Below are 17,228 nucleotides of genomic sequence, written 5' to 3'. Positions count from 1 at the left end.
AGGAATCGCATGCCTCTCTTGCATGTTTCGCGCCAATCGTCCTTTTCGCCGCGCCTCGCGACCGTGGCCGCCGTCGTCCTGCTGGTCCTCGCGGGCTGCGGCAAGAGCGACGCACCCGGAGGTCCGGGCGGCGGAGGCGGTGGTGGTGGCGGTCATCCCGCGCCCGAAGTCGGCGTGGTCGTGGCCGCGCCGACCGACGTCGGACTTGTTACCGAACTGCCCGGTCGCCTCGAAGCCTCCCGCGTCGCCCAGGTCCGCGCCCGCGCATCGGGCATCCTGCTGAAACGTGAATTCCGCGAGGGCAGCGACGTGAAGGCCGGCCAGTTGCTGTTCCGCATCGATCCGGCGCCGCTGGTGGCCGCCGCCCAGAACGCCCAGGCCACGCTCGCACGCGCCGAAGCCAACGCCGTGCAGGCCAAGGCCCTGGCCGACCGCTACAAGCCGCTGGTCGAGGCCAACGCGGTGAGCAAGCAGGAATACGCGACCGCCGTCGCATCGCAGAAAACCGCCGAAGCCGACGTGGCCGCCGGCCGCGCAGCGGTGCAGACGGCCAAGATCAACCTCGGCTATGCCGACGTGACCTCGCCCATCGCCGGTCGCATCGGCCGCGCCCTCGTCACCGAAGGCGCGCTGGTGGGCCAGGGCGACGCCACCGAGCTCGCCGTGGTGCAGCAGATCAACCCGCTGTACGTGAACTTCACGCAGTCGGCCTCCGACGTGCTGAAGCTGCGCAAGGCCGTGGCCGACGGACAGTACAAGCGCGCCAGCGGCGACGAAGCCGCGAGCATCCGCGTGGTGCTGGAAGACGGCACCGACTACCCGCTCGAGGGCAAGCTGCTGTTCTCCGACCTCACGGTCGATTCCACCACCGGCCAGGTCACGCTTCGCGCCGAAGTGCCCAACCCCAAGGGCGAGCTGCTGCCTGGCCTGTACGTGCGCGTGAAGCTCGAGCAGGCCCAGGCCACCAACGCGATCACGGTGCCGCAGCAGGCCGTCACGCGCACCCAGCAGGGCGATACGGTGTCGGTGGTCGACAAGGACGGCAAGATCAGCAAGCGCACCGTCAAGATCAGCGCCGCCAAGGACAACCAGTGGGTTGTGCTCGATGGCCTGAAGGCCGGCGAGCAGGTGATGGTCGACGGCTTCCAGAAGCTGCAGATGATGCCGCCGGGCACGCCGGTGAAGGCAGTCCCGTGGACCAAGCCGAACCCCAACGGCGGCGCGCCCAAGCCCGCCGCCGAGGCAGCCGCGCCCGCCGCAGCCGCCTCCGCTGAGAAGGCTCCGGCCGACAAGGCCCCGGCCGAAAAGAAGTAATCAGGAGCGCGCCCGCAAATGGCCAAATTCTTCATCGACCGACCGATCTTCGCCTGGGTGATCGCACTGTTCATCCTGGTGGTGGGCGGCGTGTCAATCACCCAGCTGCCGATCTCGCAGTACCCGCCGGTGGCGCCGCCCGCCATCGTCATCAACGTCGCCTACCCGGGCGCCTCGGCACAGACGCTCGAGGACAGCGTGCTGTCCGTCATCGAGCGTGAAATGAACGGCTCGCCGGGCCTGATCTACATGGAATCGGTGGCCCAGGCCGACGGCACCGGCTCCATCACGATCAGCTTCGAGCCCGGCACCAACGACGACCTCGCGCAGGTGGACGTGCAGAACCGGCTGTCGCGCGCGACGCCGCGCCTGCCTTCCGCCGTGACGCAGCAGGGCGTGCGCGTGGACAAGTCGCGCAACAACTTCCTCATGTTCGTGATGCTGTCCTCGGACAACCCGAACTTCGACCCTGTGGCGCTCGGCGATTACGCCGCGCGCAACGTCGTGCCCGAACTCCAGCGCGTGGTCGGCGTGGGCCAGGCGCAGCTCTTCGGCTCCGAGAACGCGATGCGCGTGTGGATCGACCCGGCCAAGCTGCAGGGCTTCAACCTGTCGGCCACCGACGTCAACAACGCCATCCGCGCGCAGAACGCGCAGGTGTCCTCGGGCACGCTGGGCGACCTGCCCAACATTCCCGGCCAGGCCATCGCGGCCACGGTGACGGTGAACGGCCAGCTGGTCAACGTCGAGCAGTTCAAGAACATCGTGCTGCGCGCCAACACCGACGGCTCGACCGTGCGGCTGAAGGACGTGGCGCGCGTGGAACTCGGCGGCCAGTCGTACGCCACCTCGGCGCGCCTGAACGGCGTGCCCGCGGTCGGTGTCGGCGTGCAGCCCACGCCCAACGGCAACGCACTGCAGTCGGCCAAGGCGATCCGCGCCAAGATGGCCGAGCTCGAGCGCTACTTCCCGCAGGGCGTGAAGTGGGCCATTCCGTACGACAGCTCGCGCTTCGTGCAGATCTCGATCAGCGAAGTGGTCAAGACGCTGCTGGAAGCCGTGGCGCTGGTGTTCCTCGTGATGTTCCTGTTCCTGCAGAACTGGCGCTACACGATCATCCCGACCATCGTGGTGCCGGTGGCGCTGCTGGGCACCTTCGCCTCGCTGCTGGCGCTGGGCTTCTCGATCAACGTGCTGACCATGTTCGGCATGGTGCTGGTGATCGGCATCGTGGTGGACGACGCGATCGTGGTGGTGGAGAACGTCGAGCGCATCATGAGCGAGGAGGGGCTCTCGCCGCTCGAAGCCACGCGCAAGGCGATGCGGCAGATCTCCGGCGCCATCATCGGCGTGACGGTGGTGCTGATCTCGGTGTTCGTGCCGCTGGCCTTCTTCGCGGGCTCGACCGGCAACATCTACCGCCAGTTCTCCGCGGTGATGGTGGCCTCGATCGCCTTCTCGGCCTTCATGGCGCTGTCGCTCACGCCGGCGCTGTGCGCCACGCTGCTCAAGCCGGTGGAAGCCGGCCATCACCATGAGAAGACCGGCTTCTTCGGCTGGTTCAACCGCGGCTTCGCACGCACGGCCAAGGGCTACGAAGGCATCGTCGCGCGCATCCTGCGCCGCGCCGCGCGCTACCTGGCGATCTACGTCGCCATCATCGGCGCCGTGGCGTTCACCTACAGCCGCCTGCCGAGCTCGTTCCTGCCGCAGGAAGACCAGGGCAACATCATCGTGAACGTGCAGCTGCCGCCCGGCGCCACGCAGGAGCGTGCGCTGTCGGTCATGCAGCAGGTCGAGGGCTTCATCCTGAAGCAGCCCGAAGTGCAGAGCATGGTGGGCGTGATGGGCTTCAGCTTCTCGGGCCAGGGCCAGAACGCGGGCCTCGCCTTCGTGACGCTGAAGGACTGGGAAGAACGCAAGGACCCGGCCCACTCGGCCAGCGCGCTGGCCGGCCGTGCCTTCGGTGCGCTCTCGGGCATCCGCGACGCCTTCATCTACCCGCTGAGCCCGCCGCCCATTCCCGAACTGGGCAACGCCAGCGGCTTCAGCTTCCGCCTGCAAGACCGATCCGGCGCGGGCCATGATGCGCTGATCAATGCGCGCAACCAGCTGCTGGGCATGGCCTCGCAGAGCAAGGTGCTGGCGCAGGTCCGTCCCGACGGCCTTGAAGACGCGCCGCAGCTGCAGATCGACATCGACCGCGACAAGGCGAACGCGCTGGGCGTGAGCTTCGACGCGATCAACGCGACGCTGTCGACCGCGCTGGGCTCGAGCTACATCAACGACTTCCCGAACCGCGGCCGCCTGCAGCGGGTGGTGGTGCAGGCCGACGCTCCGGCGCGGATGCAGCCCGACGACCTGCTCAAGCTGAACGCCAGCAACACGCAGGGCCAGCCTGTGCCGCTGTCGGCCTTCGCGACCACCAAGTGGGTCACGGGCGCCACGCAGACGGTGCGCTACAACGGCTATCCGGCGATCCGCATCAGCGGCGACGCGGCACCGGGCTACAGCACCGGCGCGGCGATGGCCGAGATGGAGAAGCTCGCATCGCAGCTGCCCGCCGGCTTCGGCTACGAATGGACCGGCCAGTCGCGAGAAGAAAAGCTCGCCGGCTCGCAGGCCATCATCCTGTACGGCTTCGCGATCCTGGCGGTGTTCCTCTGCCTGGCCGCGCTGTACGAGAGCTGGTCGATCCCGCTGTCGGTGATCCTGGTGGTGCCGCTGGGCGTGCTGGGCGTGCTGGTGGCAACGATGCTGCGCGCCTATTCGAACGACGTGTACTTCCAGGTGGGCCTGATCACGATCATCGGCCTGTCCGCGAAGAACGCGATCCTGATCATCGAGTTCGCGAAGGACCTGCAGGCGCAGGGCAAGGGCATCATCGAATCGGCCCTGGCCGCCGCCCACCTGCGGTTCCGCCCGATCATCATGACCTCGCTGGCCTTCGGCCTGGGCGTGGTGCCGCTGGCGATCGCCTCGGGCGCCGGCTCCGCCAGCCAGCGTGCCATCGGCACCGGCGTGCTGGGCGGCATGGTGACAGGCACCGCGCTGGCCGTGATCTTCGTGCCGGTGTTCTTCGTGGTGGTGCGCAGCCTGTTCAAGGGCAGCGCGCGCCAGCACGAGGCCGACAAGCGGCATGCAGAAGCCGCGGGCATCTCCGCGGAGAAAACCAAATATGACTGAACTCGGGCACACCCCCAGGCTTCGCGCACTGCGTGTCGCTACGCCCACCCCCTTGCAGGGGGCAACACCTGCGGCCCGGCAGAGCCGGTTCCGTGGTGTTTCCCGAACAGGCCGCGCAGTGCGTGCAGCGCGAGCGGCCATGGAGTCGCAATGACAATGACGAAATTCATTCCAACGGCACTGGCCGCGGCAATGCTGCTGGCCGGCTGCTCGCTGATCCCGACCTACGAGCGCCCCGCCGCGCCGGTGCCCACCACCTACCCGGGCGACCCGTCGCAGCCTCCGGGCCAGGCCGCGGCCACCCTGCCGTGGCAGGACTTCTTCACCGACCCGCGCCTGGCGGGCCTGATCCGCACGGCGCTCGCGAACAACCGCGACCTGCGCGTGTCGGTGCTCAACATCGAGCAGGCGCGCGCGCAGTTCCAGATCGAGCGCTCGAACCTGTTCCCCGCGCTCGGCCTGACGGGCACGGGCTCGCGCTCGAGCCCCAACGCCTACCAGGCGATCGACCCGAGCCAGGGCAGCGTTTCGTCGCAGTACGCCGTCAACTTCGGCTTCACCTCGTGGGAGATCGACTTCTTCGGCCGCATCCGCGCGCTGAAGGACCAGGCGCTGGCGCAGTACCTCGCCACGGACGAGACCCGCAAGGCGGTGCAGATCAGCCTGATCGCGTCGGTGGCCAACGGCTGGCTCACGCTGCTGGCCGACGACGAGCTGCTAGAGATCACGCGCCAGACCATGGTCACGCGCGAGGAGTCGGTGCGCCTCACGAAGCTGCGCTTCGACAACGGCGTGTCGTCCGAACTCGATTTCCAGTCGGCGAACTCGGCGCTGGAAACCGCGCGTGCCGCCTATGCGCAGCAACTGCGCGCCCGCGCACAGGACGAGAACGCTCTCGCCCTGCTGCTGGGCGCGCCGGTGCCGGCCGATGCCACCGCCGGCGGCGCCAAGGGCCTGGACGGCATCAAGCCGATGCCCGACGTGCCGGCCGGCCTGCCTTCGGACCTGCTGGCCGAACGTCCCGACATCCGCTCGGCCGAGCAGCAGCTGATAGCGGCCAACGCCAACATCGGCGCGGCTCGCGCGAACTTCTTCCCGCGCGTGTCGCTGACGAGTTCCATCGGCACCGCGAGCAGCGAGTTCTCGGGCCTGTTCGACCGCGGCTCCAAGGCCTGGTCCTTCGCGCCCACGGTGACGCTGCCCATCTTCGACGCCGGCCGCAACATCGCCACGCTCGACTCGGCCAAGGCCGGGCGCGAGATCGCGGTGGCGCAGTACGAGAAGTCGATCCAGACGGCGTTCCGCGAAGTGGCCGACGCACTCGCGGGCCGCGCGACGCTGGGCGAGCAGGCGCGCGCGCAGCGTGCGCAGGCCGACGCGGAAGCCGTACGCTTCAAGCTCTCCGACCTGCGTTATCGCAACGGCATCGCCAGCGCGCTCGACCTGCTCGACGCGCAGCGCTCGCTGTTCACTGCGCAGCAGTCAGCGGTGACGACGCGCCTGCTGCAGCTGCAGAACCAGGTCACGCTGTACAAGACGCTGGGTGGCGGCTGGGCCACGCGCGACAGCAACGACGCGGCGGGCGGCAAGGGCTGAGGAAGCTCCCGGCGTCCCGGAGTGGCCGAGACGCCAAGGCGTCCCATAAGGGAGGTCCCTTGCTCCTGCCGGCAAGGGCTCTCTCTATAATCGCCGGTTGGTTAGGAAAAGCCCCCCGACGAGCCCCCGATAATTGAGGACGCGAATGAGCGCAGACCCGCATTACCAGGCCACAGAAGAAGCCCACACCGGGCCGATCAAGAACCCGAAGCAACTGCTGCTCGCGGTATTTTTTTCCTTCATTGCCCCGATCCTGATCATCGTGGGTCTTGTCTCCTACGTGGTCTCGGGCAACAAGCCCGCCGGTACCGCCCAGGGCGACAACATGGCGCTCTACGGCGTCACCAAGGAAGCGCGAGACCGCGAAGTGGCCGAGCGCCTCAAGAAGGTCGGCAGCATCGAGATCCGTGACGCCAACCGCCCGCTCGCAGCCGGCGAGGCCGTGTTCAAGGCCCAGTGCGTCGCCTGCCACGGAGCGCCCGGCATCCCCGGTGCCCCCCACCTGAACGACGCGGCAGCCTGGGGCCCGCGCATCGGCCAGGGCTACGCAACGCTGCTCGAACATGCGCTGAAGGGCAAGGGCGCCATGCCTCCGCAGGGCGGCGGCGACTTCGAAGACCTCGAAGTGGGCCGTGCCGTGGTCTACATGGCCAATGCCGGCGGCGCCAAGTTCCCAGTGCCGGATCGCCCTGCCGCAGCCGCGGCGCCGGCCGAAGGCGCTTCGGGCGCGGCGCCTGCCGAAGGCGCTTCGGGCGCGGCGCCTGCCGCACCGGCGAGCGCGCCAGCCAAGTAAGCGTTTTCCCTAATCAGCCAAAAGAAGAAAGCCGGCCCAGCGCCGGCTTTTTCTTTTCCGCTCAGGTGTGCGGGACGGCTGCGTGGCGTCCGGCCGGGCTCAGCACGTGTCCGAAACGCGCGGGCAGATCGCTGGCCTGCACCGTCTCCGGCGTCCAGATTCCGCGTTCGACAGCCTCGGCTGCGATGCCCACGTCCTGCGTGTGCACCAGCCCGAGCCCCAGCGGCGAGGCCAGATAGAGCCGTCCGTCCTCGTCGAGCAGGCAGCCCGACACCGTGACCGCCGCGCCCGTATGAGCGGTGACGGCGAAGCCCCCGCTCGCATCCTCGGCGACACGCCATACCAGCGGTGCCGCCTCCAGCTCCACGTACACGCGCTGCGGTCCGTTCTGGAAGAACCACTGTCCTTCGTCGTCGTGCTCGTAGTTGCGGTGGATGAATTCGATCAGCTTGTCGTGCCGCAGCATCGAGCCCTTGGCCGTGCGGAACGGGCCCTGCGCCTGGGTGCGGTCGTCGCGCATGTACCAGTTGCCGCGCGCATCCAGGCCCAGCCAGCCGTAGCAATGCGGCACGTTGGGCCATTTGGCGAGCGCCTGCTTGACGATGTCATCCATGGCGTCATTCTCGTCCCGGCGGCAAGCCCCCGCCGTCAGCGGAGGCGCCGCCGTGCAGCTGCAGCCAGCCACCGACCTGTTCCGGCATGCCCCGCACATGCCCTGGCGGCAGCCCCATCGGAAAGCCGACGTGCCCGCCGTGCTCGGGCTGCCACAGCGTGACGTGCGAACCGACTTCGCCAGGCCTTGGCAGGCTGCGCGCCGGAATGAATGGATCGTTGCGCGCATTCACCACCAGCGCCGGCACGCGGATGGAGGCCAGGTGCGGCTTGGCCGAGCCCCGCGCCCAGTAGTCGTCGGCATCGCGAAAGCCGTGCAGCGGCGCGGTGAAGACGTTGTCGAACTCGTAGAGGTTGCGCGTGGACACCAGCCTCTCGCGGTCGAACAAGCCCGGAAACTGCGCAAGCTTGGCCAGCGCCTTGGGCTTCATGGTCGACAGGAACATGCGCGTGTAGACCAGCTTGTTGAAGCCCTTGCCGATGGCTTCGCCGCCCGCGGCAAGGTCCAGCGGCGCGCAGACCGAAGCCACGGCGCTCACCACGCCCGTGGCGGTTTCTCCCGCCTCGGAAGCCCATCGCATCAGCGCATTGCCGCCCAGAGACACGCCCGCGGCCAGCACCGGGCCGCCGCCCTTTTTCACATGCTGCTCGCGCATGCGCGCGAGGATCCAGCCGATCTCCTCGAAGTCGCCCGAGTGATACGCGCGCGGCGCGAGGTTCATCTCGCCACTGCAGCCGCGGAAATGGGGTACCGCGAAGGCCATGCCGCGCGATGCCGCGAAGGTTGCGAAGGCCTCGGCGTAGTGGCTGCGCGACGAGCCTTCGAGCCCGTGGAACAGCACCAGCAGCGGCCGCGCGCCGGGCATCGGCGCGTCGACGAAATCGACGTCGATGAAGTCGCTGCCATCCGGCGTCGACCAGCGCTCGCGCCGGTAGGCCGGCGCCTGGCCTTCGAAGCGGCGGGCATAGAGCGCGGCCCAGATGGTCTGCAGGTTGCCGCCGGGCAGCCAGCGCGGCGCGGCGTAGTCCATCGGCTGAAGGGAGGTTCCGGCAGAGGCAGCCGGAGAGAAGGAAGCGACCGGAGAAAGCATCAATCGATCAATGCAGGACCTGGGGCGGATCGTTGGCGTCGTCCGGCTCGCGCGCGGTGCCGGGGCTCGCATGGTGCGCCACCATGCGCCAGCCCTGCGCGGTCTTGTGATAGACGTTGGTGGCCAGCACGAAGGCATGGCGCGGGCCTTCGGCGGTGAGCACCTCGATGCGCTCGAGCACGTTGTGCACCGCGCTCGCGAGCGAATCGATCTTGCGCACCCGCGCGGGCATGGCGTGGATCGCGCCGTTGCCGAACATCTGCTCGAAGGCAGCGCGGATCGCCACGGCGCCCACCAGCCTCGGGCCGCCGGGGTGCACGCAGAACACCTCGTCCTCGTCGGCCCAGCAGGCCATCAGCGCGTCGATGTCGCCGCGCTGAAGCGCTTCGTAGAAAGCCGCCTCGACGTCGTCGGCGGTGCCGCCGATGGCCGCGGCGGCACGGAGTGGGGTCTTGGGCATGGCGTGATTTTGCCGCGTGCTCCGTGACGCGGGCGCTGCACCGCTTTGGCCCCGGCCGCACCGCGGTGCCGCAGCCCGGCCGAATCTTCTGCTCCGTTTTGGACCAAATGGTCAAAAGGAAAGCGTGGATTTTCCGTAAGCCATTGATATTAAATAACTTATTCATCTGGCACGGCGCATGCAAGGAGCCTCCCGAACCCGCAACAGGAGCCCTTCCAATGAACGTCGGCATCTTCATTCCCATCGGCAACAACGGCTGGCTGCTTTCCGAGAACGCGCCGCAGTACAAGCCCAGCTTCGAGCTCAACAAGCGGATCACGCTGAAGGCCGAGCGCTACGGCGTCGACTTCGCGCTGTCCATGATCAAGCTGCGCGGCTTCGGCGGCAAGACGGAGTTCTGGGACCACAACCTGGAGTCCTTCACGCTCATGGCCGGCCTCGCCGCGGTCACCAGCAGGATCAGGCTCTTCGCCACCGCGGCATCGCTGGTGATGCCCCCTGCCATCGTGGCGCGCATGGCCTCCACCATCGACTCCATCTCCAACGGCCGCTTCGGCCTGAACCTCGTCACCGGCTGGCAGCGGCCCGAATACTCGCAGATGGGCATGTGGCCCGGCGACCAGTTCTTCGGCACGCGCTACCAGTACCTGTCCGAATACATCCAGGTGCTGCGCGACCTCTGGGGCAAGGGCTCGTCCGACTTCAAGGGCGACCACTTCAAGATGGACGATTGCCGCCTCAGCCCGCAGCCGCAGGCCGACATGAAGGTGATCTGCGCGGGCCAGAGCGACGCGGGCATGGAGTTCTCGGCGAAGTACGCCGACTACAACTTCTGCTTCGGCAAGGGCGTGAACACGCCCAAGGCCTTCGCCCCCGCGGCCGACAAGCTCATCGAGGCCACCGCGAAGACCGGCCGCAAGGTCACCACCTACGTGCTGATGATGGTGATCGCCGACGAGACCGACGAGGCCGCGCGCGCCAAGTGGGAGCACTACAAGGCCGGCGCCGATCACGAGGCCATCGCATGGCTGGGCCAGCAGGGCGCGGCCGACACGAAATCGGGCGCCGACACCAACGTGCGCCAGATGGCCGACCCGACCTCGGCCGTGAACATCAACATGGGCACGCTCGTCGGCTCCTACGAGAGCGTCGCGCGCATGCTCGACGAAGTGGCCGAGGTGCCCGGCACCGAGGGCGTACTGCTGACCTTCGACGACTTCGTTCAGGGCGTCGAGGCCTTCGGCGAGCGCATCCAGCCGCTGATGAAGAGCCGCGCGCATGTGCAGAGTCCCGTGCCCTCGCAGGCGGTGCCCGAGCGCCTCGCAGCCTGAGCAGGAGCGCCAAATGACCACTCCTGCACGCAATACCACCCTCACGTCGAACACGCCCGTGGGCGCGCCGCGCGCACCCGGTGCGCCCGCGCCGCTGGTACTGCCCGCGCGCCCCGAGCCGCTGGCGCTGCACGCCACCGACTCCGCGCTGATCGTGGTCGACATGCAGAACGCCTACGCCTCCATCGGCGGATACGTCGATTCGGCCGGCTTCGATATCTCCGGCGCGCAGGGCACCATCGCCAGCATCTCGCGCAGCATCGCGGCGGCGCGCGCGGCCGGCATGCTGGTCGTGTTCCTGCAGAACGGCTGGGACGCGAACTACGTGGAAGCCGGCGGCCCCGGCTCGCCCAACTGGCACAAGTCGAACGCGCTCAAGACCATGCGCGCCCGGCCCGAGCTGCAAGGCAAGTTCCTCGCCAAGGGCGGCTGGGACTACGAACTCATCGAGCAGATGAAGCCCCAGCCCGGTGACATCGTCGTGCCCAAGACGCGCTACAGCGGCTTCTTCAACAGCACGCTCGACAGCACGCTGCGCTCGCGCGGCATCCGCCACCTGGTGTTCACCGGCATCGCCACCAACGTGTGCGTCGAATCGACGCTGCGCGACGCCTTCCACCTCGAGTACTTCGCCGTGATGCTGGAAGACGCCACGCACGAGCTCGGCGGGCCCGCCATCCAGAAGGCGTCGGTCTACAACGTCGAGACCTTCTTCGGCTGGGTGTCCACGACAGAGCACTTCTGCAGCACCTTCGCGCCCTCGCTCGCAACCCGATCCGCTCCGGCCGAAGCGGCCGTTGCCTGATTTCCCTTCCCCATCTTCTTCACCAAGGACTTTCCACCATGCCCAAGCAAGCCATCATCCCTCCCGGCACCGGCGTTCCCATTGCCCCCTTCGTTCCCGGCACGCTCGCCGACGGTGTGCTCTACGTGTCGGGCACGCTGCCCTTCGACAAGGACAACAACGTTGTGCACGTGGGCGACGCGAGCGCGCAGGCAAGGCACGTGCTCACCACCATCAAGGGCGTGGTCGAGGCCGCCGGCGGCACCATGGACGACGTGACCTTCAACCAGATCATGCTCAAGGACTGGGCTGACTACGCGAAGATCAACGCGGTGTACGCCGAGTTCTTCCCCGGCACCAAGCCCGCGCGCTACTGCATCCAGTGCGGCCTGGTGAAGCCCGACGCGCTGGTCGAGATCGCGTCGATCGCGCATGTCGGCAAGAAGGCCTGAGCTTCATGAGCGCGCTGCACTACGAGGTGCACGGACCGTCCGATGCAGCGGCCACGGTGCTGCTGTCGTCGGGCCTCGGCGGCTCGGCCGGGTTCTGGCAGCCGCAGCTCGGCGCGCTGATCGCCGCAGGGCATCGCGTCATCGCCTACGACCAGCGCGGCACCGGCCGCAGCCCCGCCGCGCTGCCCGAGGCCTACGCCATCGCGCACATGGCGCGGGACGTGATCGAGATACTCGACGCGACGAACACCTCGCGGTGCCACTTCGCGGGCCATGCGCTAGGCGGCCTCGTCGGACTGCAGCTCGCGCTGGATGCGCCTTCGCGCATCGCGAGCCTCGCGCTCGTCAACGCGTGGTCGAAGCCCAACCCGCATTCGGCGCGCTGCTTCGATGCACGGCTCGCACTGCTGGGCGCATGCGGTCCGCGCGCGTACGTCGAGGCGCAGCCGATCTTCCTGTACCCCGCCGCATGGGCCGCCGAGAACGCGCAGCGCGTGGCCGACGAAGTCGACCATGCCTTCGCGCACTTTCCCGGCGAAGCCAACATGCGCGCGCGCATCGCCGCCCTGCGGGCCTTCGACGTGGATGCGCGCCTCGCCGACATCTCTGCGCCCACGCTCGTGGCCGCAGCCAGGGACGATGTGCTCGTGCCCTGGACCTGCTCGCAGCGCCTGGCCGACGGCCTGCGCGACGTCACGCTCGACTTCGTGCCGCACGGCGGCCACGCGCACTGCGTGACCGAGGCCGAAGACTTCAACCGCAGCCTGCTCGACTTTCTTTCGCGGGTCAGTGCACCCGCCGTTCCAGCATGACCACCACCATCTCTTCCACACTCGACGACGCCGCGCTCTCGCTGCTCTTCACCGGCGCGCGCAGCCACAACGGCTGGACCGATGAACCCGTCACCGATGCCCAGCTGCAGCAGATCTACGCACTCGCGAGCCTGGGCCCCACCTCGGCCAACTGCTCGCCCGCGCGCTTCGTCTTCGTGCGCACGCCCGAAGGCAAGCAGCGCCTCGCGCCCGCCCTCTCCAAGGGCAACCTCGACAAGACCATGGCAGCGCCCGTCACCGTGATCGCCGCGTGGGACCGCAAGTTCTACGACAGGCTGCCCACGCTGTTCCCGCATGCTGATGCACGCAGCTGGTTCACCGGCAGCCCCGAGGCCGCGCACGAGACGGCCTTTCGCAACGCCAGCCTGCAGGCGGGCTACCTGCTGCTCGCGGCGCGGGCGGTCGGACTCGATGCGGGCCCGATGTCGGGCTTCGACAAGGCGAAGGTCGACGCGGCCTTCTTCGAGGGCACCGACTGGACCGTCAACTTCCTCATCAACCTCGGCCACGGCGACGCGTCGAAGGTGTTCGGCCGCCTGCCGCGGCTGTCCTTCGACGAGGCCTGCCTGCTGGCCTGAAGGAGTCACGCGAGATGCTGCACAACGCCATGGCCTCGAACCCTGCTCCATCGTCACCCAACCCTGCCCTGCTGCCGCAGGGCCTGCAGAAGGCCGACTACCGCAATGCGATGGCGCGGCTGGGCGCGGCGGTGAACATCATCACCACCGACGGCCCCGCAGGCCGCGCCGGCTTCACCGCATCGGCAGTGTGCAGCGTGACCGACGAGCCGCCGACGCTGCTGGTATGCCTGAACCGCTCGGCCTCGGTGTACCCGGCGTTCAAGGCCAACGGCGTGCTGTGCGTGAACGTGCTGGCTGCCGGGCACCAGTCGCTCTCGGCGCTATTCGGCGGCAAGACGCCGATGGACGAGCGCTTCGCCGCAGCGCGCTGGAGCAGCAAGAGCACCGGCTCTCCGGTGCTCGACGACGCGGCCGTGTCCTTCGACTGCCGCGTGGTGCACGCGACGAGCGCGGGCACGCACGACGTGCTGTTCTGCGAGGCTGTGTCGATCGCCATCGGGGGGGCGGCGCAAGGGTTGATCTACTTCGATCGGCGCTATCACGAGATCGCTGCGCCACCGCAGCACTGACCCGTTTTGTCCCCTCCCCCCTCGGGGAGAGGGTTAGGGTGAGGGGGCAACGGCGCTCGCAAGAGCAGCAGTGACTTTCAGGCCGCCACCCTCACCCCAGCCCTCTCCCCAAGGGGAGAGGGAGCAAGACTCAGCGCGGCACGATCCCCTGCAGCACGATGCGCTGAACGTTCTCGACGGTCTGCTCGAAGAACCCTTCGTCCTCCAGCGTGCGCCCCGCCAGCGCCTGCACCTGCACGCCGAAGTCCGCGTAGTGCTGCGTCATCGCCCACAGCGCGAAGATCAGGTGATGCGGATCGACAGGCGCCAGCTTGCCTGCATCGATCCACGCGCGGATCACTTCCGATTTCTTCTCCACCAGCGTGCGCAGTTCGCGATCGAGCTCGTCGCGCAGCAGCGGCGCGCCCTGGATCATCTCCAGGCAGAAGAGCCGTGACGCGTCGGGCCTGTCGCGCGAGACCACCAGCTTGCGGCGGATGTAGTCGCCGATGGCCTGGGCCGGATCCTGCTCGGCGCTGAAGCCGCGCAGCGGTTCGAGCCACAGTGCGAGCAGGTCGCGCAGCACGTTCACGTAGAGCTCTTCCTTGTTCGCGAAGTAGTAGAGCAGGTTGCTCTTCGACACGTCGGCGCGTGCGGCCACCTGGTCGATGGAGGTGCCGTGCAGGCCGAAGCGCGAGAACAGCCCCAGCGCGGCGCCCAGGATCGCGCTGCGCTTGTCCTCTATCTGACGCAACCGGCGGTTCACCGCGGAAGCGCTTCGCACCGCGGGCTTCGCGCGCTTGCGCGCCGGGCTCTCCTTGCCGGCATTCGCAGCCAGCGCTTTTGTCTTCGGCATCTTCCCTCGCTCTTGATCTGATCGTGAATCGACAAACGCGCACCACTGTAAGGCCACGGTGCATCGCCTTGCGCCGCGACCGCCTTCGCAACGCATTCCCGCGCACCATGCTGACGCGACGGATGTTGTTTGTCCATTTGGTCCAACTGGCACAGACGTTGCATGGCGAAAGGCATGCCAAGCATGAGGAACCTGCCATGACCCTGCTGTCCGTGCCCATCATCGATCTCGCGCCCTACTTCTCCGGCACCGCCGAAGGCAAGGCGGAGGTAGCGAAGAAAGTCGACGAAGCCTGCCGCAGCATCGGCTTCCTCGTCATCACCAACCACGGCATCTCGCCGGAGCTGATCTCGCGCGTGTCCTCGCTCTCGCGCAAGTTCTTCGACATGCCGCTGGGCGAGAAGCGCAAGGTCGATCGTCCGCGCGAGGACGCGGTGCGCGGCTACAGCGCGGTGGGCGAGGAAGGCCTCTCCTACAGCCTCGAGGAAGCGGCGCCGGGCGACCTGAAGGAGTCGTTCTCCATCGGCCCCTCCAACGTGCCCGACGACGACTACCACCGCGGCCCCGCCGCAGGCCCGCACTTCGAGCCCAACAGCTGGCCGCCCATCGAGGGCTTCAAGGAGGCCTACGAGCAGTACTTCGAGGCGATGAGCGATCTCTCGCGCTCGCTGATGCGCGTCTTCGCGCTCGGCCTCTCGCTGCCCGAGACCTTCTTCGACGACAAGATCGACAGGCACATCAGCATGTTCCGCGTGCTGAGCTATCCGCCGCAGCGCGAGCAGCCGCTGCCCGGCCAGTTGCGCGCGGGCGCGCACAGCGACTACGGCAGCCTCACCATCGTGCTGCCCGACGACAAGGGCCTGCAGGTGTTCAACAAGGCCGGCCAGTGGGTGGACGTGCCGCAGGTCGAGGGCGGCCTGGTGGTCAACATCGCCGACCTCATGATGCAGTGGACCAACGACCAGTGGGTGTCCACGCTGCACCGCGTGATCAACCCGCCCTTCGAGGTGGCGAGCACGAACCGCCGGCAGTCGCTGGTGTTCTTCCACCAGCCCAACTACGACGCGATGGTCGAGTGCCTGCCGAGCTGCCTCGCACCGGGCGAAGAGCCGAAGTACGCGCCCATCTCCTCGGGCGACCATCTCACCTCGAAGTTCGTCAAGCAGACGACCTTCGGCGGCACCAAGGTCACGGCCTGAATCGCGCGGATCACATGGCCCACCTGTCCTACGTCAACGTCTTCGCGAAGGACGTGGTCGCGCTCAGCGGCTTCTACCAGCGCGTGTTCGGCTTCACAGAGATCGAAGCGATCCGCTCGCCCATCTTCCGAGGGCTGGACACCGGCAAGTCGAGCCTCGGCTTCAACGCGCTCGATGCCTACGAACTGCTGCACCTGAGCGAGTTCTCCGATACGCGCGGCGTGAAGTTCCTGCTGAACATCGACGTCGACAGCCAGGCCGACGTCGACCGCATGGTGCCCGTCGCGCTCGAGGCCGGCGCCACGCTTGTGAAGCCGCCCTACGTCACCTACTACAACTGGTACCAGTCGGTGCTGCTCGATCCCGAAGGCAACGTGTTCCGCATCAATTTCATGATGTAGCGGCGCGCCCCTCCATCTCTTCTCTCCTCTCCTCTCCTCTCCCCCGTTCTTCACGCTCCTCACGAAAGGTTGCTCCATGCCGCGCATTTCCTCCAACGGCCCGGCCCTCGGCCTGGCACTGACGCTCGCAGCCTGCGGCGCCTCGTTCTCGCTGCCGGCCGCGGCCGACGGCTTCACGCTGAAGGACAAGCCGAAGATCGCGATGCTCTACTTCGGCCCCAAGAACGACGGCGGCTGGACGCAGGCCTTCGACGAGGCGCGCGTGAAGATCGAGAAGGAGATCGGCCAGAAGATCCAGTTCGTGGAGAACGTGCCCGAGGACGCTTCGGCCATCAAGCCCGCTGCGGAGAAGTTCATCCAGCGCGGCGCCAACATCGTGATCGGCACCGCCTTCGGCTATTCCGACAGCTTCAAGGACCTGGCCGCAAAGTACCCCGACGTGGCCTTCCTCAACGGCTCGGGCACCACCAACGGCAGCAACCTCGAATCGTTCTACGGCCGCACCTACGAGAGCCAGTACCTCTGCGGCATGGCCGCCGGCGCGGCCTCGAAGACCGGCAAGCTCGGCTTCGTCGCGGCCAACCCCTTCGGCGTGGTGAACTGGACCATCAACGCCTTCGCGCTCGGCGCGCAGAAGATGAACCCCAACGCCACTGTCAACGTGATCTACACCGGCGCGTGGAACGACCCGGTGAAGGAACGCGCAGCGGCGGCCGCGCTCATCGACCAGGGCGCCGACGTGATCGGCCAGCACGTGGACAGCCCCACGCCGCAGATCGTCGCGCAGGAGCGCGGCGTGTACGGCACCGGCCACCACCGCGACCTGCGCCAGTTCGCGCCCAAGGCCACGCTGTGCTCCTCCGTGTGGGTGTGGGACCGCTTCCTGACGCCGGAGCTCAAGAAGATCATGGCCGGCGGCTGGAAGCCCGCGCAGTACGGCGCCTTCATCGAAATGAAGGACGGCGGCACCGACATCGCCGGCTTCGGGCCCGCCGTGCCCAAGGACAAGGCCGCTCTCATCACCGCCGAGCGCGACGCGATCATGAAGGGCAAGCAGGTCTACGCCGGCCCGCTCGCCGACCGCGACGGCAAGGAGCGCGTGGCCAAGGGCGCCGTTCTTTCGGACGCCGAACTCTGGAAGATGGACTGGTTCGTCAAGGGCGTGGTCACGCAGAAGTAAGCCGGAGCCAC

The 17,228-nt window shown here is 67.9% G+C and carries 17 protein-coding genes; 13 read left to right on the top strand and 4 right to left on the bottom strand.

Annotation, left to right across the window (positions count from 1 at the left end; genetic code table 11):
• Window positions 1-9: 9 nt before the first annotated feature.
• The 4 genes from ACAM57_RS02625 to ACAM57_RS02610 all read left to right on the top strand — a co-directional run bounded on the left by ACAM57_RS02625 (window position 10) and on the right by ACAM57_RS02610 (window position 6,889).
• A complete protein-coding gene (locus tag ACAM57_RS02625; RefSeq protein WP_369660610.1) occupies window positions 10-1,314 on the top strand; it encodes an efflux RND transporter periplasmic adaptor subunit in 1,305 nt (434 codons plus the stop codon).
• 18 nt (window positions 1,315-1,332) lie between these two features.
• Window positions 1,333-4,500, top strand: coding sequence for an efflux RND transporter permease subunit (locus ACAM57_RS02620; protein WP_369660609.1), 3,168 nt, complete (start codon window positions 1,333-1,335; stop codon window positions 4,498-4,500).
• Between the two features lie 156 nt (window positions 4,501-4,656).
• Window positions 4,657-6,096: an efflux transporter outer membrane subunit gene (locus tag ACAM57_RS02615; RefSeq protein ID WP_126025189.1), complete on the top strand. Its 1,440-nt coding sequence runs from the start codon at window positions 4,657-4,659 to the stop codon at window positions 6,094-6,096.
• Window positions 6,097-6,241: 145 nt separating this feature from the next.
• Window positions 6,242-6,889: a cytochrome c5 family protein gene (locus ACAM57_RS02610; protein ID WP_184642090.1), complete on the top strand. Its 648-nt coding sequence runs from the start codon at window positions 6,242-6,244 to the stop codon at window positions 6,887-6,889.
• A gap of 61 nt (window positions 6,890-6,950) precedes the next feature.
• On the opposite strand, the gene ACAM57_RS02605 is transcribed toward ACAM57_RS02610, so the two are convergent.
• The 3 genes from ACAM57_RS02605 to ACAM57_RS02595 form a co-directional block, all read right to left on the bottom strand.
• Window positions 6,951-7,502 (bottom strand): DUF2946 family protein, encoded by a 552-nt coding sequence (locus ACAM57_RS02605; RefSeq protein WP_369660608.1) that lies wholly within the window; start codon window positions 7,500-7,502, stop codon window positions 6,951-6,953.
• 4 nt (window positions 7,503-7,506) lie between these two features.
• The gene (locus ACAM57_RS02600) at window positions 7,507-8,532 is read right to left on the bottom strand and encodes a YheT family hydrolase (RefSeq protein WP_369660607.1); all 1,026 of its coding nucleotides are present in this window, start codon (window positions 8,530-8,532) and stop codon (window positions 7,507-7,509) included.
• 67 nt (window positions 8,533-8,599) lie between these two features.
• Complete coding sequence (locus ACAM57_RS02595) at window positions 8,600-9,052, bottom strand: nuclear transport factor 2 family protein (protein ID WP_093206406.1); 453 nt, start codon at window positions 9,050-9,052, stop codon at window positions 8,600-8,602.
• A gap of 218 nt (window positions 9,053-9,270) precedes the next feature.
• Here ACAM57_RS02595 and rutA point away from each other — a divergent pair, with 218 nt between their 5' ends.
• Genes rutA through rutF form a run of 6 tightly spaced genes read left to right on the top strand, consistent with a single transcriptional unit; the run spans window position 9,271 to window position 13,602 of the window.
• Entirely contained in the window at window positions 9,271-10,383 is a 1,113-nt protein-coding gene (rutA, locus tag ACAM57_RS02590; protein WP_369660606.1) for a pyrimidine utilization protein A, read from the top strand.
• A gap of 13 nt (window positions 10,384-10,396) precedes the next feature.
• Window positions 10,397-11,188, top strand: a complete 792-nt coding sequence (rutB, locus tag ACAM57_RS02585; protein WP_369660605.1) for a pyrimidine utilization protein B — start codon at window positions 10,397-10,399, stop codon at window positions 11,186-11,188.
• 38 nt (window positions 11,189-11,226) lie between these two features.
• Complete coding sequence (gene rutC / locus ACAM57_RS02580; RefSeq protein ID WP_019657601.1) at window positions 11,227-11,619, top strand: pyrimidine utilization protein C; 393 nt, start codon at window positions 11,227-11,229, stop codon at window positions 11,617-11,619.
• 5 nt (window positions 11,620-11,624) lie between these two features.
• Window positions 11,625-12,431, top strand: a complete 807-nt coding sequence (gene rutD, locus ACAM57_RS02575; protein ID WP_369660604.1) for a pyrimidine utilization protein D — start codon at window positions 11,625-11,627, stop codon at window positions 12,429-12,431.
• Complete coding sequence (locus tag ACAM57_RS02570) at window positions 12,428-13,030, top strand: malonic semialdehyde reductase (RefSeq protein ID WP_369660603.1); 603 nt, start codon at window positions 12,428-12,430, stop codon at window positions 13,028-13,030. The genes rutD and ACAM57_RS02570 overlap by 4 nt, the downstream gene beginning before the upstream one ends.
• A gap of 14 nt (window positions 13,031-13,044) precedes the next feature.
• Window positions 13,045-13,602: an NADH-dependent FMN reductase RutF gene (gene rutF / locus ACAM57_RS02565; RefSeq protein ID WP_369660602.1), complete on the top strand. Its 558-nt coding sequence runs from the start codon at window positions 13,045-13,047 to the stop codon at window positions 13,600-13,602.
• A gap of 130 nt (window positions 13,603-13,732) precedes the next feature.
• Here rutF and rutR read toward each other — a convergent pair whose 3' ends face one another.
• Window positions 13,733-14,437, bottom strand: a complete 705-nt coding sequence (gene rutR, locus ACAM57_RS02560; protein ID WP_369660601.1) for an HTH-type transcriptional regulator RutR — start codon at window positions 14,435-14,437, stop codon at window positions 13,733-13,735.
• 197 nt (window positions 14,438-14,634) lie between these two features.
• Between rutR and ACAM57_RS02555 the strand changes: the two genes are divergently transcribed.
• The 3 genes from ACAM57_RS02555 to ACAM57_RS02545 all read left to right on the top strand — a co-directional run bounded on the left by ACAM57_RS02555 (window position 14,635) and on the right by ACAM57_RS02545 (window position 17,217).
• Entirely contained in the window at window positions 14,635-15,636 is a 1,002-nt protein-coding gene (locus ACAM57_RS02555) for an isopenicillin N synthase family dioxygenase (RefSeq protein ID WP_369660600.1), read from the top strand.
• Window positions 15,637-15,650: 14 nt separating this feature from the next.
• The gene (locus ACAM57_RS02550) at window positions 15,651-16,037 is read left to right on the top strand and encodes a VOC family protein (RefSeq protein ID WP_369660599.1); all 387 of its coding nucleotides are present in this window, start codon (window positions 15,651-15,653) and stop codon (window positions 16,035-16,037) included.
• 76 nt (window positions 16,038-16,113) lie between these two features.
• A complete protein-coding gene (locus tag ACAM57_RS02545; protein ID WP_369660598.1) occupies window positions 16,114-17,217 on the top strand; it encodes a BMP family ABC transporter substrate-binding protein in 1,104 nt (367 codons plus the stop codon).
• Window positions 17,218-17,228: the final 11 nt, after the last annotated feature.

Source organism: Variovorax sp. V15 (assembly GCF_041154425.1).
GTDB lineage: Bacteria > Pseudomonadota > Gammaproteobacteria > Burkholderiales > Burkholderiaceae_C > Variovorax > Variovorax guangxiensis.
The sequence above is the reverse complement of the archived record's forward strand: the minus strand, read 5'-3'. Positions and strand labels throughout refer to the sequence as shown.

Coding starts and splice junctions, on each gene's coding strand:
- ACAM57_RS02550 (WP_369660599.1), top strand. CDS start 15,651: ATGGCCCACCTGTCCTACGTCAACGTCTTCGCGAAGGACGTGGTCGCG.
- ACAM57_RS02570 (WP_369660603.1), top strand. CDS start 12,428: ATGACCACCACCATCTCTTCCACACTCGACGACGCCGCGCTCTCGCTG.
- ACAM57_RS02610 (WP_184642090.1), top strand. CDS start 6,242: ATGAGCGCAGACCCGCATTACCAGGCCACAGAAGAAGCCCACACCGGG.
- rutB (WP_369660605.1), top strand. CDS start 10,397: ATGACCACTCCTGCACGCAATACCACCCTCACGTCGAACACGCCCGTG.
- ACAM57_RS02625 (WP_369660610.1), top strand. CDS start 10: ATGCCTCTCTTGCATGTTTCGCGCCAATCGTCCTTTTCGCCGCGCCTC.
- rutC (WP_019657601.1), top strand. CDS start 11,227: ATGCCCAAGCAAGCCATCATCCCTCCCGGCACCGGCGTTCCCATTGCC.
- rutA (WP_369660606.1), top strand. CDS start 9,271: ATGAACGTCGGCATCTTCATTCCCATCGGCAACAACGGCTGGCTGCTT.
- ACAM57_RS02555 (WP_369660600.1), top strand. CDS start 14,635: ATGACCCTGCTGTCCGTGCCCATCATCGATCTCGCGCCCTACTTCTCC.
- rutF (WP_369660602.1), top strand. CDS start 13,045: ATGCTGCACAACGCCATGGCCTCGAACCCTGCTCCATCGTCACCCAAC.
- ACAM57_RS02620 (WP_369660609.1), top strand. CDS start 1,333: ATGGCCAAATTCTTCATCGACCGACCGATCTTCGCCTGGGTGATCGCA.
- ACAM57_RS02545 (WP_369660598.1), top strand. CDS start 16,114: ATGCCGCGCATTTCCTCCAACGGCCCGGCCCTCGGCCTGGCACTGACG.
- ACAM57_RS02595 (WP_093206406.1), bottom strand. CDS start 9,052: ATGCCCAAGACCCCACTCCGTGCCGCCGCGGCCATCGGCGGCACCGCC.
- rutD (WP_369660604.1), top strand. CDS start 11,625: ATGAGCGCGCTGCACTACGAGGTGCACGGACCGTCCGATGCAGCGGCC.
- rutR (WP_369660601.1), bottom strand. CDS start 14,437: ATGCCGAAGACAAAAGCGCTGGCTGCGAATGCCGGCAAGGAGAGCCCG.
- ACAM57_RS02600 (WP_369660607.1), bottom strand. CDS start 8,532: ATGGACTACGCCGCGCCGCGCTGGCTGCCCGGCGGCAACCTGCAGACC.
- ACAM57_RS02615 (WP_126025189.1), top strand. CDS start 4,657: ATGACGAAATTCATTCCAACGGCACTGGCCGCGGCAATGCTGCTGGCC.
- ACAM57_RS02605 (WP_369660608.1), bottom strand. CDS start 7,502: ATGGATGACATCGTCAAGCAGGCGCTCGCCAAATGGCCCAACGTGCCG.